The organism is Kineococcus arenarius subsp. arenarius (assembly GCF_050871845.1).
Lineage (GTDB): Bacteria > Actinomycetota > Actinomycetes > Actinomycetales > Kineococcaceae > Kineococcus.
On sequence record NZ_JBJLSE010000045.1, the window covers coordinates 14,194 to 30,990 of the forward strand.

Annotated in this window: 11 protein-coding genes; 5 read left to right on the forward strand and 6 right to left on the reverse strand. The window is 78.2% G+C overall.

The window, feature by feature from the left end; all coding sequences use genetic code 11:
* The first annotated feature begins 47 nt into the window (after positions 1–47).
* Genes recC through recD form a run of 3 tightly spaced genes read left to right on the forward strand, consistent with a single transcriptional unit; the run spans position 48 to position 8,820 of the window.
* Positions 48–3,473 carry an exodeoxyribonuclease V subunit gamma gene (recC, locus tag ACRYM0_RS12250; protein WP_432505432.1) on the forward strand — a complete coding sequence of 1,142 codons (3,426 nt, stop codon included), beginning with the start codon at positions 48–50 and terminating at the stop codon, positions 3,471–3,473.
* Positions 3,470–6,850, forward strand: coding sequence for a UvrD-helicase domain-containing protein (locus ACRYM0_RS12255; RefSeq protein ID WP_432505434.1), 3,381 nt, complete (start codon positions 3,470–3,472; stop codon positions 6,848–6,850). The genes recC and ACRYM0_RS12255 overlap by 4 nt, the downstream gene beginning before the upstream one ends.
* The gene (gene recD / locus ACRYM0_RS12260; protein ID WP_432505436.1) at positions 6,847–8,820 is read left to right on the forward strand and encodes an exodeoxyribonuclease V subunit alpha; all 1,974 of its coding nucleotides are present in this window, start codon (positions 6,847–6,849) and stop codon (positions 8,818–8,820) included. The genes ACRYM0_RS12255 and recD overlap by 4 nt, the downstream gene beginning before the upstream one ends.
* A gap of 44 nt (positions 8,821–8,864) precedes the next feature.
* Here the strand turns inward: recD and ACRYM0_RS12265 are convergent, their stop codons facing one another.
* From ACRYM0_RS12265 to ACRYM0_RS12275, 3 genes are all read right to left on the reverse strand, one after another.
* On the reverse strand, positions 8,865–9,458 hold the full coding sequence (locus ACRYM0_RS12265; RefSeq protein WP_432505438.1) for a hypothetical protein: 594 nt from the start codon (positions 9,456–9,458) through the stop codon (positions 8,865–8,867).
* Between the two features lie 34 nt (positions 9,459–9,492).
* Entirely contained in the window at positions 9,493–10,869 is a 1,377-nt protein-coding gene (locus tag ACRYM0_RS12270) for an NAD(P)/FAD-dependent oxidoreductase (RefSeq protein WP_432505440.1), read from the reverse strand.
* An 81-nt stretch (positions 10,870–10,950) separates the two neighbouring features.
* A complete protein-coding gene (locus tag ACRYM0_RS12275; protein ID WP_432505442.1) occupies positions 10,951–11,556 on the reverse strand; it encodes a DNA-3-methyladenine glycosylase I in 606 nt (201 codons plus the stop codon).
* Between the two features lie 94 nt (positions 11,557–11,650).
* Here ACRYM0_RS12275 and aroQ point away from each other — a divergent pair, with 94 nt between their 5' ends.
* Positions 11,651–12,082, forward strand: coding sequence for a type II 3-dehydroquinate dehydratase (gene aroQ / locus ACRYM0_RS12280; protein WP_432505450.1), 432 nt, complete (start codon positions 11,651–11,653; stop codon positions 12,080–12,082).
* A gap of 91 nt (positions 12,083–12,173) precedes the next feature.
* Complete coding sequence (locus ACRYM0_RS12285) at positions 12,174–13,838, forward strand: FAD-binding oxidoreductase (protein ID WP_432505444.1); 1,665 nt, start codon at positions 12,174–12,176, stop codon at positions 13,836–13,838.
* A gap of 21 nt (positions 13,839–13,859) precedes the next feature.
* Here ACRYM0_RS12285 and ACRYM0_RS12290 read toward each other — a convergent pair whose 3' ends face one another.
* The 3 genes from ACRYM0_RS12290 to ACRYM0_RS12300 are packed head-to-tail and all read right to left on the reverse strand — an operon-like array spanning position 13,860 to position 16,713.
* Positions 13,860–15,512, reverse strand: a complete 1,653-nt coding sequence (locus tag ACRYM0_RS12290) for an ATP-binding SpoIIE family protein phosphatase (protein ID WP_432505446.1) — start codon at positions 15,510–15,512, stop codon at positions 13,860–13,862.
* A 59-nt stretch (positions 15,513–15,571) separates the two neighbouring features.
* Positions 15,572–16,402: an SDR family NAD(P)-dependent oxidoreductase gene (locus ACRYM0_RS12295; protein WP_432505448.1), complete on the reverse strand. Its 831-nt coding sequence runs from the start codon at positions 16,400–16,402 to the stop codon at positions 15,572–15,574.
* A gap of 11 nt (positions 16,403–16,413) precedes the next feature.
* Positions 16,414–16,713, reverse strand: a complete 300-nt coding sequence (locus ACRYM0_RS12300; RefSeq protein WP_432505452.1) for an MFS transporter — start codon at positions 16,711–16,713, stop codon at positions 16,414–16,416.
* Positions 16,714–16,797 lie beyond the last annotated feature (84 nt).

Sequence of the window (16,797 nt, forward strand, 5' to 3'; positions counted from 1 at the left end):
GCCGCCCGGGCCCGGGCGGTGTCGGGGACGTCGGGTAGACAGTGCGGGTGCTGCACGTCCACCGCTCCCGGGACGCCGAGGCCCTGGTCACGGCGCTCGCCGGGGTCCTCGCCCACCCGGCGCCCGGCGCCGACCCGTTCGCCCCCGAGCTGCTGGCCGTGGGCGCGGCCGGCACCGAGCGGTGGGTCGCGCAGCGGCTGTCGCACCACCTCGGCGCCTCCGCGCCCGGCGGGCCGGCCGCGGACGGCGTGTGCGCCGGCGTGGACTTCCGCGGCACCGCCACCCTCCTGGACGAGGTCGTGGCCGCGCTCGGCCCCCGGCACGCCGAGTCGATCAGCGGCTGGGAGGCCGACGCCCTGCCCTGGCACCTGCTGCAGGTGCTGGACGAGATCGCCGGAGAACCCCCGGCCGGCCCCGGCGACCCCCTCGCCGCGCTGCGCCACCACCTGCGCGAGGCCGCCACCGACGAGGCCACCCCCCGCGCCGGCCGCGTGGCCGTCGCCACCCGACTCGCCGTGCTGCTGGACCGCTGCGGCGCGGCCCGCCCCGAGCTGCCGGCCCGCTGGGCCCGCGACCCCGCCGCGGCCGCTGACCTGCCGGAGGACCTGCGCTGGTGGCCGGAGGTGTTCCGGCGCGTGCGCGGGTGCGCGGGCGTCCCCGCACCCGCCGAGCTGCTCGCGGAGGCGTGCGCGCAGCTGCGCGCCGGGGCGCCGGTGCCCGGGGTGCCCGCCCGCCTGGGCGTGGTCGCCGTCGCCCCGCTGGCGACGGCGCACCTGCAGGTGCTCGCCGCGCTCGCCGAGCACCGCGAGGTGCACCTGTGGCTGCCGCACCCCTCCCCGCGGCTGTGGGACGCGCTCGCCCCGCGCGCCCGGGCCAGCACCGACGACCCCTCCCGCGACCGCTGGGAGCGGGAGGCCGGCGAGCTCGTGCGCCACCCGCTGCTGCGGTCCTGCTCGCGCGAGGTGCGCGAGCTGCAGGTGCGGCTGACCCGGCTCGCCCCCGGCCACGCCGACACCCTCCACGAGCCCCCGGCCCCGTCGCCCGCTCCCGCCACCCTGCTGGGCCGCCTGCAGCGGGCCCTGGCCGCCGACGAGCCCGCTGCCGCCCCCGAGCCCCTGGAGGCCGCCGACCGCTCCGTCCAGGTGCACGCCTGCCACGGCCGCACGCGGCAGGTGGAGGTGCTGCGCGAGGCGGTGCTCGGCCTCATGGACGCCGACCCCACCCTGCAACCGCGCGACGTGCTGGTGGTGTGCCCCGACGTCGACGCCTACGCCCCCGTCGTCAGCGCCGTGTTCGCCGCCGACAGCCACCCCGGCGCGGCGCTGCGGGTGTCCGTGGCCGAGCGCTCCCCGCTGCAGGCCAACCCGCTGCTGGCGCTGGCCGCCCGGCTGCTGGACCTCGCCGCCGGGCGCGCCGGAGCCACCGAGGTGCTCGACCTGGCCGCCTCCGAGCCGGTGCGGCTGCGCTTCGGCTTCGACGACGAGGAGCTGGAGCAGCTGCGGGAGTGGGTCGTGCAGGCCGGCGTGCACTGGGGCCTGGGCCCCGCGCACCGCAGCGCCTGGCGGCTGGGGGAGGTGCGGCAGGGCTCCTGGCGCGCCGGGCTGGACCGGCTCCTCGTCGGCGTCGCCCTCGGCGGCGACCTGCTGCCCTCCGCGGGGCGGGAGGACCCGGTGGCCCCGCTGTCCGACGTGGAGTCCAGCCGCGTGGACCTCGCCGGCCGCTTCGCCGAGCTGCTGGACCGGCTCGAGGCCGCCGTGGAGCGGCTCACGGGCCGGCGCACCGTCGCGCAGTGGTGCGACGCGCTGCTGGAGGGCGTGCTCGACCTCGGCGACAGCCCCGCCGACGCCGCCTGGTGGCAGGCGCAGGTGCGCCGCGAGCTGGGCCGGGTGCGCGAGCGCGCCGCCCGTTCCGGCGCCGCCCCCGTCGGGCCCGCCGACGCCGCCGCCCTGCTCGCCGCTCGCCCCGGCGGCGCCACCCGCGTGCCGTTCCGCACCGGGGCGCTGACCGTGTGCGCCCCCGGCCCGCTGCGCGCGGTGCCGCACCGCGTGGTGTGCCTGCTGGGCGTGGACGACGACGCCTTCCCCCGCACCGGTGCCCCCGACGGCGACGACCCGCTGGCCCGCGCACCGCACGTGGGCGACCGGGACCCGCGCAGCGAGGACCGCCAGGCCTTCCTCGACGCCGTCCTCGCCGCGCGCCAGCACCTGCTGGTCCTGTTCACCGGGCGCGACGTGCGCACCGGCGCCGCCCTGCCCCCGGCCGTGCCCGTGGGTGAGCTGCTCGACGCCCTCGACGCCCTGGCCCCCGCCGACGGCGGCCGGGTGCGCGACCGCGTCCTCGTGCAGCACCCCCTGCAGCCCAGCGACGCGCGCAACTTCACCGACGGCGCCCTCGGCCGCGACGGGGCGTTCAGCTTCGACACCACCGCCCGCGCGGGGGCCGTGGCCGCCGCGGCCGCACCCCGCCCGCCCGCCCCCTTCCTGCCCCGGGCCCTGCCCGAGCCCACCGCGGACCCCGCCGGGGCCCGCGAGGTCGACCTCGACGCCCTCGTGCGGTTCTGGCAGCACCCCGCGCGCGGGTTCCTGCGCCAGCGCCTCGACGTCGCCGCCGACACCCGCGCCGAGGAACCCGTCGACGCCCTGCCCGTGCAGCTGGACGGGCTGGCCGAGTGGGCCGTGGGCGACCGCTGCCTCGCGGCGCGGCTGGCCGGCACCCCCGCCGCCGACGTGGCCCGCCTGGAGACCGCCCGCGGCGACCTGCCGCCCGGGCTGCTCGGCACCGCCGTGCTGCGCCGCGTCGGCGGCGCGGTCGAGCAGCTCGTCGCCGCCGCCGCGCCCTGGACCGCGGCGCCCGCCCGCACCGTCGAGGTCGACCTGGAGCTGGACGGCACCCGGCTGAGCGGTGCGGTGCGCGGGGTGCGCCCGGCCGGCGCCGGCCCGGCCGCCGCGGCGGTCACCGTCACCTACTCCCGGCTCAAGGCCAAGCAGGAGCTGCGCGCCTGGGTGGAGGTCCTCGCGCTCACCCTGGCCGAACCGGACACGCCCCGCGCGGCCGTCGTCGTGGGCCGCGGCGAGCGCGGCAGCACCGCCGTGGTCCGCCTCGGGCCGGTGCCGCCGGACGCGGCGCGCCGGGCGCTGACGGACCTGCTGGCCCTGCGGCTCACCGGCCTGCGCCTGCCGCTGCCGCTGCCGGTGGCCACCGGCCACGCCTGGGCCTCGGCCGCCGCGCGCGGGATGTCGCCGGCGAACTGCACCGCCGCGGCCGCCCGCGAGTGGGAGTCCGGCTGGGACTGGCCGCGCGAGGACGCCGACGAGGAGCACCGGCTGCTGTGGGGCAGTGACGTGCCGGTGGCCGAGCTGCTCGCCTGGACCCCGCCCCCCGGTGCCCCACCCGGCACCCCCGCCTCCTTCGCGGAACTGGCCCGCCGCGTGTGGCAGCCCCTGCTGGCCGCCCGGCACCTGGAGGCCGCGTGAGCGCGTTCGACCCCACCGGCCCGCTGCCCACCGGCACCACCGTGCTGGAGGCCAGCGCCGGCACCGGCAAGACCCACGCCCTCGCCGGCCTCGTCACCCGCTACGTCGCCGAGGGCGCGGCCCGCGTGGACGAGCTGCTCGTCGTCACCTTCGGCAGGGCCGCCACCGGGGAGCTGCGCACCCGCGTGCGCGAGCGCCTGCTGTGCACCCGCGACGCCCTGGCCGACCCCGCGGCCGCCGCCGCGCACGGCGACGACGTGGTGCGCCACCTGGCCGCGGGCGCGCCCGCCGAGGTCGCCGCCCGCCGCGAGCGCCTGGGCGCGGCGCTGGCCTCCTTCGACGCGGCCACCGTCACCACGGTGCACGGCTTCTGCCAGCAGGTCCTCACCGGCCTGGGCACGGCCGCCGACGTCGACCCCGGTGCCGCGCTCGTGGAGGACCTGTCCGACCTCGTGGAGGAGGTCAGCGACGACCTCTACCTGCGCTGGGCGGTGCGCGAGCCGCTGCCCTTCGACCGCGCCTGCGCGCTGCGGCTGGCGCGCGCCGCCGCCGCGCGCGCCGACGCGCGCCTGGAACCCGTCGAGCGGGAGCCGCGCTCCCCGGCGGACCTGCGGGTGCGCTTCGCCGCCGCGGTGCGCGCCGAGGCGGCCCGCCGCCGCGCCGCCCGGCGCGTGCTGGGCTTCGACGACCTGCTGGTGCGGCTGCGCGACGCGCTCGCCGCGCCCGTCAGCGGCGCCGTCGCCCGCCAGCGGCTGCGCCGGCGCTACCGGGTGGTGCTCGTGGACGAGTTCCAGGACACCGACGCCGTGCAGTGGGACGTGCTGCGCCTGGCCTTCCACGGGGTGCGGCCGCTCGTGCTCGTCGGCGACCCCAAGCAGGCGATCTACGCCTTCCGCGGCGCCGACGTGCACAGCTACCTCGCCGCGCGCGCCGCCGCGGACCACGGGGCCACCCTCGACGTGAACCGGCGCAGCGACCCCGCGCTGCTGCGCGGGGTGCAGCGGGTGCTGCGCGGGGCCGTGCTGGGCGGGGAGGGGATCGCCGTGCACGAGGTGCGGGCCGCGCGCGAGCGCGCCGCGCTCGTGGACGCCGTCGGCGCCGAGGACCCGGCGCCGCTGCGGCTGCGGGTGCTGCCCCGCGCGGGCCTGCCCACCGACCGCGCCGGGCTCCCGCTGCTGGCGCGGGCCCGTGCCGCGGTGGCCGGTGACGTCGCCGCCCAGGTCGCCGCCGCGCTCGGTGCCGGGTACCGGGTGCGGCCCCGCGACGGCTCCCCGGAACGGGCGCTGGCCGCCGGGGACGTCGCCGTCCTGGTGCGCACCCGCACCCAGGCGCGCCTGGTGCAGGAGGCGCTGCAGGACGCCGGGGTGCCGTGCGTGCTCAGCCGCGGCCCCAGCGTGTTCGGCACCGAGGCCGCCCGGGACTGGCTGGTGCTGCTGGAGGCGCTCGAGCAGCCGCACCGCACGGCGCGGGTGCGCCGCCTGGTGCTGTCGGCGTTCGTGGGTTCCACCGCGCACGAGCTCGACGCCGGCGGCGAGCGCGCCACCGACGACGCCGCCGTGCGGCTGCGGGCGTGGACGGCGGTGCTGGCCGAGCGCGGCGTGGCCGGGCTGTTCGCCGCGGTCGCCGAGGAGCACGGCCTGCCCGCGCGCCTGCTGGCCACCACCGGTGGCGAACGGCGCCTGACGGACCTGCGCCACGTGTGCGAGGTGCTGCACGCCGAGGCCGCCGCGCACGACCGCGGCCCGGCCGGGCTGCTGTCGTGGTTGCGGGCGCGGGTGGACGGGGCCGAGCGCGACGTGGACGCCGAGCGGTCGCGGCGCCTGGACACCGACCGGGCCGCCGTGCAGGTCGCCACCGTGCACACCAGCAAGGGCCTGGAGTTCGAGGTGGTGTGCGTGCCCTTCGGCTGGGACGTTCCGGGGGCGGGGCCCGGCTCGCGCGAGCGCCTGCCCGTGGCCCACACCGGTGCCCCGGCGGTGCGGACCCTGCACGTGGGCGGCGCGGGCAGCCCCGGCTACGCCGCGGCCTGCGCCGCCGAGGACGAGGAGGTCGCCGGCGAGGAGCTGCGGCTGCTGTACGTGGCCCTGACCCGCGCCGTCTCGCGCCTGCTGGTGTGGTGGGCCCCGTCGCGGTGCACGGCCGCCAGCCCCCTGCACCGGCTGCTGCTGGCACCCGACCCCCTCGCGCCGCCGCCGTCGGTGCCGGTGCCCGCCGAGGCGGACGTCCTGCGGGCGCTGGAGCACCTGGCCGGCCCGGGCACCGGGGTGGCCGTGGAGCGCGCCGGCGGCGACGGTGCCCCGGCACCGGTCCTGCCCGCCCCCGCGCCCGCCGCGCCGCTGCCCCCGGCGGTCTTCGCCGGGCGCGTGGACCCGCACTGGCGGCGCACCTCCTACAGCGGGCTGACGCGCGGGGTGCACGACGCCCCGGCGGTGCGCCCCGGGCCGGAGGAGCCGGGCGCCCTCGACGAGGCCGACCTGGAGGCCCCCGCCGCGCCCGGCCCGGCCGGTGCGGACCCGCTGGCGCAGCGCTGGCGCGAGGTGCCCTCCCCGCTGGCGGACCTGCCCGCCGGCGCGGGCTTCGGCACCCTCGTGCACGCCGTCCTGGAGGAGTTCGACCCCGCGGTCGGCGACCGCCGGCCGCACCTGGCGGCGCTGGCGCGCGAGCAGTTCGCCGGGCCGCTGGCCGAGCCCCTGGCCGCCGCGCTGGAGCCGGTGCTGCGCACCCCCCTGGGGCCGCTGGCCGGCGGTGCGGCGCTGGAGGGCTTCGCGGTCGCCGACCGGCTGGCCGAGCTGGACTTCGAGCTGCCGCTGGGCGGGGGCGACGCGGCCGGGGAGGGGGCGGGCGCCCTGCTGGGGGAGGTGGCGGGCCTGCTGCGCGAGCACCTGGACCCCGCCGACCCCGTGCACCGCTACGCCGCCGACCTGGAGGAACCGGTCCTGGGTGAGCAGGTGCTGCGCGGGTACCTCACCGGCTCCATCGACGCCGTGCTGCGCCGGCCGGGCCCGCACGGGCCCGCCCACCTCGTCGTGGACTACAAGACGAACCGCCTCGCCGGCCCCGGCGAGCCCCTGACCGCCTGGCACTACCGCCGAGAGGCCCTCGACGACGCGGTGCGGCAGGCCCACTACCCGCTGCAGGCCATGCTGTACTGCGTGGCGCTGCATCGGTTCCTGCGCTGGCGCCAGCCCGGCTACGACCCCGACGCGCACCTGGGCGGGGTGCTGTACCTGTTCCTGCGCGGCATGTGCGGGCCGGACCTGCCCACCTCGACCGGTCCGCACGGCGAGCCGGCCGCGCCGCCGGGCGTGTGGTCGTGGCGACCACCCGCGGCGCTGGTGACCGACCTGTCCGACCTGCTGGCCGGGAGGGCCCGATGAGCACGAGCACCGCCGCGCCCGCGGACGTCCCCGGCTCCGTGCCCGACCCCGTGCCCGACGCGGAGCGCGCCGCCACCCGGGTGCGCAGCGCCACCGGGCTGCTGCGCGACTTCAACGCCCTGGGCCTGCTGCGCGCCGCCGACGTCCACGTCGCCCGCCGGCTGGGCGCCGTCGCGGGGGAGGACGACGAGCGGGTCCTGCTGGCCGTGGCGCTGGCGGTGCGGGCGGTGCGGCACGGCTCCGTGGTCCTGCACCTGGGGCAGGCGCCGACGACGGTCGTGCCGGAGGACGAGGAGGACACCGGAGCCGTCGGGGCCGTGGACGCCCCCTGGCCCGAGCCGGCCGGCTGGCTGAGCGCCGTGCGCGCCAGCGCGCTGACCACCGTGCACGACGAGCCCCCGGCGCGTGCCGGCGCGGCCGGGGACGGCCCGCCGCGCCCGGTGCACGTCGCGGGCGACGGGCTGTGGCTGGACCGGTACTGGCGGCTGGAGGTCGCTGTGGCCGAGGACCTGCGCCGGCGCGCTGCGCACCCGCCGGCCCACGACGCGGCGCGGGTGCGCGAGGTGCTGGACCGGTTGTGGCCGGGCGAGGCCGAGCCGTCCGACCAGCGCCGCGCCGCGGAGGTGTGCCTGCGCTCGGGCGTGGCGGTCCTCGGCGGCGGCCCGGGCACCGGCAAGACGACGACGGTGGCCCGGCTGCTGGCGGCCCTGCACGACCTGGCCGGCGACGGTGCGCCGCCGCGGGTGGCGCTGGCCGCCCCCACCGGCAAGGCGGCGGCGCGGCTGACGGAGGCCGTCACGGCCGCGGCCGCGGCTCCGGGCGTGTTCACCCCGGAGCAGGCGGCGTTCCTGGCGGGGGCGAGCGCCTCCACCCTGCACCGGCTGCTGGGCCTGCGGCCGGGTTCGGTGCGCGCCCGCTACGACGCCGAGCACCGGCTCCCGCACGACGTCGTCGTCGTCGACGAGGCCTCGATGGTGGGGCTGGGGGTGGTGGCGCGGCTGCTGGCGGCGCTGCGCCCGCAGGCGCACCTGGTGCTGGTGGGCGACCCCGACCAGCTGGCCTCGGTGGAGGTCGGCGCCGTCCTGGCCGACCTGGTCGCCCCCGCCCTGGGGGCCTGCGCCCCGGACGCGGCGGCCACGGACGCGGCAGCCACGGGGTCGCGGCCCGCGGGGGCGGCCGGCACCGTCGCCGGCGGCGTCGCCCTGCTGCGCACCACGCACCGCTTCGCCGCCGGCGGCCCCATCGCGGAGCTGGCGGCCGCGGTGCGCGCGGGGCGGGCGGACGCGGTGGTGGACGTCCTGCGCGCCGGCGGCGACGGCGTGGAGTTCTGCGAGGTCGCCGAGGACGAGGCCGTGGCGGGTGCGGCGCTGGAGGCGGTGCGCGCCGACGTCGTGGCGCGCGCCCGCGACGTGGTAGAGGCGGCGCGCCGCGGCGACGCCGAGGGCGCCCTGGCGGCGCTGGACGCGCACCGCGTGCTGTGCGCGCACCGCCGCGGCGGGCGGGGCGTGTCGCAGTGGAGCGCGCTGGCGCACCGCTGGTCGGTGGAGGAGCTGGGGGTCCGCCCGCGCCCGGACGGCCGGTACGTCGGCCTGCCGGTGATCGTGACGACGAACGACGCGGCGGCGGGCGTCTTCAACGGCGACACCGGGGTGGTGCTGGAGCGCGGCGGCGACCTCGTGGTGGCCGTGGGCCGCGGGGACGGGCCGCTGCTGGTGCCGCTGGCGCGCCTGGCGGCCGTGGAGCCGGTGCACGCCATGACGGTGCACCGCAGCCAGGGCTCGCAGTTCGGGGCGGTGACGGTGCTGGCGGCACCGGCGCGCTCGCCGCTGGCGACCCGGGAGATGCTCTACACCGCCGTGACGCGGGCCCGGCACCGGGTGCGGGTGGTGGGGTCGGTGGAGGCGGTGACCGCCGCGGTGGGGCGCCCGCTGGCGCGCGCCACCGGCCTGGCGGCCCGCCTGGGCGGCTGACACCCCCGCGTGCCGCGGGGGCGGCGGCTCGCCGGAGGCGCGGTTCAGCGCAGCAGGCGCCCCAGCGCCAGCAGGCGTTCGGGGGCGTCGTCGGCGCGGGCCTCGGCGGCCGCGGCGGCGTAGCGGGCGGGGTCCTTGGCGCCCGGGCCGCTCAGCCGCCCGCCGTGCCGGTGCAGCGCGGCGACGAACGAGGGCCAGCGCGCCAGTTCGGCCTCCAGGTCGTCGGGGAGCACCGTGCACCGCGGCGGCGGCAGCAGCCGCACCACCGCGGCGGTGCTGCGCCGGTGCACCGCCCGGGTGCGGGTGCGATTGGCGGCGCGCCGCCAGCCGTCGGCATCGCCGTCCACGAGCGCGTGCCAGCGGGCGCCCAGGGCCTCGGCGACGGCCCCGGCCGCGGGCAGGAGGTGCTTGCCGCCGACGGCCAGGACCACGGGGCCGTCCAGCAGCGCGGTGAGCACGGCCGCGTCCGTGGCGCCCTCCACGAGCAGCACCGCCGGCCCGTGGCCGGCCGCGCCCCGCACCGCACGCACGAAGCCCGGGGGCAGCGCGGTGCGCGCCAGCCCCCGGGCTCGTGCGGTGCTCGTGCCGAGGAACGCGGCGACCTGCGCCACCACGTCCTCCGGCACGTCCTCGGTCACGTCCTCCAGGACCCCGTCCGAGGCGGTGGCGAGGTCAGCCGACCTTGGGCTTGTCCTCGGCCTTGGGGTAGATCTCGGTGTGCTGTGCGCTGGTGATCAGCGCGTCCTCCGGACGCGTCTGGTTCAGCGCGACCACCTGCGGCGGCAGCACGGCGTGCAGCGCCCAGTCGGTGAGCACCCGCACCCGGTTCGCCATGCTCGGCAGGGCGAACAGGTGGTAACCGCGCGCCACCACCTTGGCGGGCAGCCCGGTGAGCTCGACGCCGAGGGGCTTGGCCACGGCCGTCAGGCCGCCGAGGTCCGCGACCAGGCCCAGGTCCTTGTGGACGTAGTCCTTGGCCTGGCCGATGCCGAAGCTGGCGGCGATGTTCTGCCCGACCGCGGTGCCCTGGCGCTGCGCGTGCTGCGCGGTGGGCGGGGTGACCGGCTGCGGGCCGTCGGCCGGCTTGTCCTTGGCGAGGTCCGGCACGGCGGCGGCGTCGCCGACCGCCCACACGTCGTCGGTGACGCGCATCTGCGCGTCCACGACGAGGCGCCCGCGCTCCAGCGGCAGGCCGAGGGTGGCCATGAGCGGGTTGGCGATGATGCCGGCGTTCCAGATGAGGGTGCGCGAGGGCACCGGGGTGCCGTCGGTGAGGTTGATGACGTTGCCCTCGACCGAGGCCACGGACACGCCCAGGCGCACGTCGATGCCGCGGGACTTCATCGCGGACAGCGCGTACTGGCCCAGGCGCGGCCCGAGCTCGGGCAGCACCGCGGGGGCGACGTCGATGAGCAGCCACTTGACGTCGTCGACGTCGATCTTGGACCAGCGGTCCGCGACGCGCTTGAGCCAGCGCTGCGTCTGGGCGACGATCTCGGTGCCGGTGTAGCCGGCGCCGACCGCGACGACCGTCATGCGCTCGGCGCGCTCGGCGTCGAAGCGCGGGTCGTCGGGCAGGGAGTCCGCGGCGTCGAGCTGGTTGACCAGGTGGTCGCGCACGAACGCGGCCTCGGTGATGGTCTTGACCCCGCGGGCCGACTCCGCCACGCCCGGGATGGGGAAGCGGCGGGTGACCGAGCCGGGGGCGAGCAGCAGGCGGTCGTAGGACAGGACCTGCGTCTCGTCGCCGGTCTCCTCCTGCCCGCTGCGCGTGATGGTGACCGTCTTGGCCTCCACGTCCACCGACGTGACGTGCCCGACGACCAGCCGGTGACGCGGCAGCGCCTGGCGCAGCGAGACCGCGATGTGGCGCGGCTCGAGCACGGAGGCCGTGACGTCGGGCAGGAGCGGGCTGTACGTGAGGTGGTCGGTGGGGCTGACGATCACCAGTTCCGCCGTGCTGGCGGGGAGGAGCTTCTCCAGCTTCTTGCCGGCGTACAGGCCGGCGAAGCCCCCTCCGACGATGACGACTCGCTGTCGATCGACCATGTAGGACACCTCTTGTCTCTCCGTCGCCGGGACCGTGGTTTCCCGTTACGGAAGAATCCTTGCACGCGGCCGTCGCGCACCTCAGCCCGGGACGTCCCCGGAGCCCGCGCCGCGGGCCGGGCAGCGCGCCAGGTGGTCGTCCACCAGCCCGCACGCCTGCATGGTCGCGTAGGCCGTGGTGGGCCCCACGAAGCGGAAGCCGGCGTCCTTCAGGGCCCGCGCCAGGGCGGTGGAGGCCGGGGTGCTGGCGGGCACGTCGGCGGGCTCGAGCGGCGCCGGGCCGGGCTCGGCGGGCGCGAAGGACCACACCAGCCGCGACAGGCCCGGGCCCTCCTCGGCCAGGCGCAGGGTGGTGCGGGCGTTGTGGACCGCGGCGCGCACCTTGAGGCGGTTGCGGACGATCCCCGGGTCGGCGAGCAGCCGGGCCTCGTCCGCCTCGCCGTAGCGGGCCACCCGCTCGGGGTCGAAGCCGTCGAAGGCCGCCCGCATCGTCTCGCGCCGGCGCAGCACGGTGATCCACGACAGCCCCGACTGGAAGGCCTCCAGGCACAGCCGCTCGTACAGGGCCGCGTCGCCGTGCACGGGCCGGCCCCACTCGGTGTCGTGGTAGCGCTCGTAGAGCGGGTCCCCGGTGCCGAAGCAGCGGAACGGCGCGTCGTCCCCCGCGTCGGGGGTGGTGGTGCACACGGGGGCAGCGTGGCAGCGGCCCCCGACACGACCGCGCCGGCACCGCGCCGCCGGGGCGGTCGTGTCGGCGGGGGCCGGTAGCGTCCGCGACGTGCTGCGCATCCTGGTCCTCAACGGCCCCAACCTCGGCCGCCTCGGCACGCGCCAGCCGGAGGTGTACGGCACCACCACCCTCGCCGACGTCGACGCCGGCCTGCAGGAGCTGGCCGCGCAGCTGGGCGTTCAGGTGGAGCTGCGCCAGACCGACGCCGAGCACGAGATGCTCGCGTGGGTGCACGGCGCCGCCGACGAGGGCCGCCCGGTGGTGCTGAACCCGGCCGCGTGGACGCACACCTCGGTGGCGCTGCGCGACGCCTGCGCGGAGCTGCGCGCCGGGCTGGTGGAGGTGCACCTGTCGAACGTGCACGCGCGCGAGGACTTCCGCCGCCACTCCTTCACCACCCCCGTGGCCACCGGCGTGATCGCGGGCCTGGGGGTGGAGGGGTACTCCCTGGCGGTGCGCTTCCTGGCCTCGCGCCGCGCGTAGGCTCCGGGGGTCCTCCGCCGGGGGCGGGGCGCAGCAGCACGTCAGCAGCAGGTCGGCAGCGGGTCGGCGGGACGCGAGCACGGGAGACGCAGTGGTCGAGCACATGAAGTGGTGGGGCTGGGGCCAGGAGGGCGTGGCCTTCCACCACGAGGACAAGCCGGCGCTGGCGCCGTTCGCGCGGGAGATGGCCGGGATCGACTTCGACGCGCCCCCGGTGCGGGTGCCGGAGCTGTCCGAGCTGGACGTCCCGGCGTCGCAGGCGCCGGCGCCGCTGCGCGAGGCGTTCGCGGCCGCGGTGGGCGCCGAGCACGTCCACGACGACGACCTGGACCGCGTCGTGCACACGTACGGCAAGTCCATGCGCGACCTGGTGCGCATCCGCCGCGGGGACTTCGGCCGCGTGCCGGACCTGGTGGTCTACCCGGGCAGCGAGGCGGAGGTGGAGGCCGCGCTGCGCGTGGCGCTGGACGCCGACGCGGTGCTCATCCCGTTCGGCGGCGGCTCCAACATCGTGGGTTCCCTGGAGGCCCCGCGCGAGGAGACCCGTCCGGTGGTGTCCCTGGACCTGGGCCGGCTGCGCTCGCTGCTGGAGCTGGACGAGACCTCCCAGCTGGCCCGCATCCAGGCCGGTGCCCTCGGCCCGGACCTGGAGGCCCAGCTCAACGCCCGCGGCTGGACCCTGGGCCACTTCCCGGACAGCTTCAAGCACTCCACCCTCGGCGGCTGGATCGCGACCCGCTCCTCGGGCATGCAGTCCGACCGCTTCGGCGACATCGCCGACATCACCCGCGCCGTGCGGGTGGTGACCCCCAAGGGCGTGGTGGCCACCCGCAACGTGCCGGTGCAGGCGGCCGGTCCCAGCGTGCGCGAGATGGTCCTGGGCAGCGAGGGGCGCCTGGGCGTCATCACCGAGGCCACGGTGCAGGTGCACCGCCTGGCGGAGGAGCGCGTCATCCAGGCGTACTTCTTCCCCGACTACGGCAGCGGGCTGAAGGCCATGCACGACATCGCCGCCTCCGACGCCTCCCCGTCCATCACCCGCGTCTCGGACGAGATGGAGACGCGGTTCACGCTGGCCACGTCCAAGAAGGGCAGCGCCCTGTCGCAGCTGCTGTCCAAGGGCGTGAAGCTGTACGCCGCCAAGGGCAAGGGCTTCGACCTCGAGAAGATGTGCCTGTCGTTCATCGGGTTCGAGGGCTCCTCGCTGCACGTCAAGCGCAGCAAGCGCCTGGTCGACGAGATCGTCAAGCGCCACGGCGGCTTCGGCGTCGGCACCGGCCCGGGGACCCTGTACGACCAGAAGAAGTTCGACACCCCCTACATCCGCGACTTCATCCTCGACCGCGGCGCCTACGGCGACGTGTCCGAGACGTCCTCGACCTGGGCGACGCTGAAGACGCTGCACGACGACGTGGTCGCCGCCGCGAACAAGGCGTTCGCGGAGATCGGCACGAAGGGGTTCGTCTTCTGCCACCTGTCGCACAGCTACCACTCCGGGGCGTGCCAGTACTTCACGTTCGCCTTCCAGCCGCCCGCGGACCGCGACGGGCTGGAGGCCTACGACATCGTCAAGGGCGCCATCCAGCAGGCGTTCATCGACAACGGCGGCACGCTCTCGCACCACCACGCGGTGGGCCGCGAGCACAAGCGCTGGGTCGGCGAGGACCTCTCCCCGGCGGGCGCGCAGGTCGTCAAGGCGCTGTTCGACGGCGTGGACCCGGGCCGCAACCTCAACCCGGGCGCGATCGTCGACTGACCCGCCGCGGGGGCGGCGCCGTCAGGCCACGCGCAGCTCGGCCCAGACGGTCTTGCCGTCCCCGCGGGGGCTGACCCACCACCGCTCGGCCAGCACGTCCACGATGTGCATGCCGCGGCCGCTGAGGGCCTCGTCCCCCGCGCCCCGCGGCAGCGGGTGGGACGTCGAGCTGTCGTCCACGCCCAGGCACAGCCGCGCCGCCAGGGGGTCGTGCCGCACCGTCAACGCCGTGCCGCACCCGGTGTGCAGCACGGCGTTGGTGACGAGCTCGGAGACCACCAGCTCCGCTTCGTCGGCGATCCGCACCAGGCCCCACGCGTCGAGGGTGATGCGCAGGTGGTCCCGGGCGGTGGCGACCGCGCGGGGGTCCGGGGGCAGCACCACCTGCGACTCGCGGCTGCCGGGGGCCGGGCCGGCGTAGTCGGCCACCAGCAGCGCGGCGTCGTCCGTGATGGTGCCGGCGGCGGGTGCGAGCAGGAGCTCCGCCAGCTCGGCGGCGGGTGCGCCGGCGTGCTGCAGCAGCACCCGTTCGAGGATCGCCGCGCCGTCGTCGCCGCGCCCGCGGGGCCAGTCCACGACGCCGTCGGTGTGCAGCAGCAGCCGGCTGCGCCCGGTGAGCCGGTGCCGGGCCGCCGGGTAGGTGGCGCCGGCGCTGACGCCCAGCGGCGGGCCCGGCTCGACCTCCAGCGCCCGCGGGGGACCGGGGGCGAAGAGCACGGGTGCGGGGTGCCCGGCGCTGGCGACGTCCACCTCCCCGGTGTCGGCGTCCAGGCGCAGCAGGCAGCAGGTGGCGAACAGCTCCGTGCCGGCGGCCAGCAGCAGCTCGTTGGTGCGCGCCAGCACGGCGGAGGGTTCGTGGCCCTCGCTGACGTAGGCGCGCACCGCGGTGCGCACCTGCCCCATGAGGGCCGCGGCGGCGCTGCTGTGGCCCTGCACGTCGCCCATGACGAGGACCAGGCCGCCGGCGGTGCGCACGGCGTCGTAGAAGTCCCCGCCCACCTCGGCGCCGTCGGTGCCCGGCAGGTACCGCGGGGTGAGGGTCACCACGGCGTCCTGGGGCAGGGCGGCGGGCAGCAGTCCCGTCTGCAGGGCCCGGGCGGTCTCCGCGTCCCGGCGGGCCCGCGCGAGCACCTCGTGGTCCTCGGCCTGGCGGCGGGCGCGGCGCTCGCGGTCGAAGAGGGAGACCACGAGGTCGGCCAGGTCGGCGAGGTCGGTGCGCTGGGTGGCGGTCAGCTCCCGCGGTTCGGGGCCGAAGACGCACAGCGTGCCCAGGGCCAGGCCGTCGGGGGTGAGCAGCGGGGAGGCGGCGTAGGCGCGCACCTCGCCCATGCGCCCGTCGACCCACGGGTTGGCGGCGAAGCGCACGTCGCGGCGGGCGTCGCGGGCGTGCACGAGGCCGCCGACGCCGATGGAGTATGCGCACATGGAGTCCTCGCGCGCGCACTCGGAGCGCTCGAAGCCCTCGGCGGCGAGCTGGCGCTGCAGGTGCTCGTCGATGATGTTGACGACGGCGTTGGGCAGGCCGGTGACGCGGGTGGCGAGCCGCACCGCGGCCTGCAGCTCGCGCGGGGGCTCGGCGGTGACGTCGACGTAGTCGCGCAGGGCCGCCAGGCGTGCGGCTTCCCCGGCGTCGGTGGGCGCCCCGCTGGGCGTGCCGGAGGGGCTGCGATCCACGACAGCATGTTACTTGATGACTACTGTCCGTGTTGCCGCTTCGTGCCCCGAACGGGTCGTCAGTGGCCGCTGCCGGGGTGGCGCCGCTTGGCGCCCCCGGGCATGGCGTTCCACGCCCGGCTCACCACGCCGCGCGGCACCACGTCCAGGACCGTGGAGACCGCCCGCCAGCGCCGCGTCGGCACGCTCACCACCCGCCCGGCGAACAGGTCGTCCAGGGAGGCGTCCACCACGTCGTCCACGTCCAGCCACACGCGCTGCGTCAGCGGCGAGCGCCCGCCCGAGCGCATCCCCGAGCGGGCGTGGAACTCCGTGCGCACGTACCCCGGCGCCACGACGGTGGCGCGCACGCCGGTGCCGCGCAGCTCACCGGCCAGCGTCTCGGTCAGCACGATCACGTACGCCTTGGCGGCCGAGTAGTGCCCGCCGCCGGGCACCATCCCGGCCACCGAGCCCACGTTCAGGACGTACCCGCGCCCGCGCGGCACCATCGCCCCGGTCGCGGCCCGCGAGAGCACCAGCACCGCCCGGCACAGCACGTCGAACATCCGCTCGTGGTCGGCCGGGTCGCCGTCGAACAGGCGCTGCTTGAGGCCGAACCCGGCGTTGTTCACCAGCACGTCCACCGGGCGCGCCGGGTCCGCGACGCGGTCGGCGACCCGCTGCAGCGCCTCGCGGTCGGCCAGGTCCGCGGCCAGCACCTCCACCGCCACCCCGTGCCGCTCGCGCAGCTGCGCGGCCCGCTCCTCCAGCCGCCCGGTGTCGCGGGCCACCAGCACCAGGTCGTGCCCGCGCGCGGCCAGGCTCTCGGCGTAGCCGGCCCCCAGGCCGGCGGTCGCGCCCGTCACCAGGGCGGTCGGGCGGGTGGGGGAGGCGGCAGGGGTGCTCACGGCGGGGGAGCCTACGCGGGCAGCGCGGCGACGCCGCGCCAGCGACGCTGCGCCAGCAGCGCCACGAGACCGGCGGTCAGCACGGCCCCGGCGGCCGTCGCCAGCGACAGCTGGGCGGTGCGGTGCTCGAGCACCGCCCCGGCCACCGCGTTGCCTACCGCCGCGCCCGCCGTGATCGCCGTGGACAGCCACGCCTGCGCCTCCCCCATGCGGTGCACGGGCACGAGGTCGTCGACGAGGTGCTGAGCGGCGATGAGGTTGGGGGAGATGAACAGCCCGGTCACGAACAGCGCCGCCAGCAGCAGCGGCAGCGGGGGGGGGGGGGGGGGGGGGGGGGGGGGGGGGGGGGGGGGGGGGGGGGGGGGGGCGGGGGGGGGGGGGGGGTGGCGGGGCGT

Coding starts and splice junctions, on each gene's coding strand:
- recD (WP_432505436.1), top strand. CDS start 6,847: ATGAGCACGAGCACCGCCGCGCCCGCGGACGTCCCCGGCTCCGTGCCC.
- ACRYM0_RS12270 (WP_432505440.1), bottom strand. CDS start 10,869: ATGGTCGATCGACAGCGAGTCGTCATCGTCGGAGGGGGCTTCGCCGGC.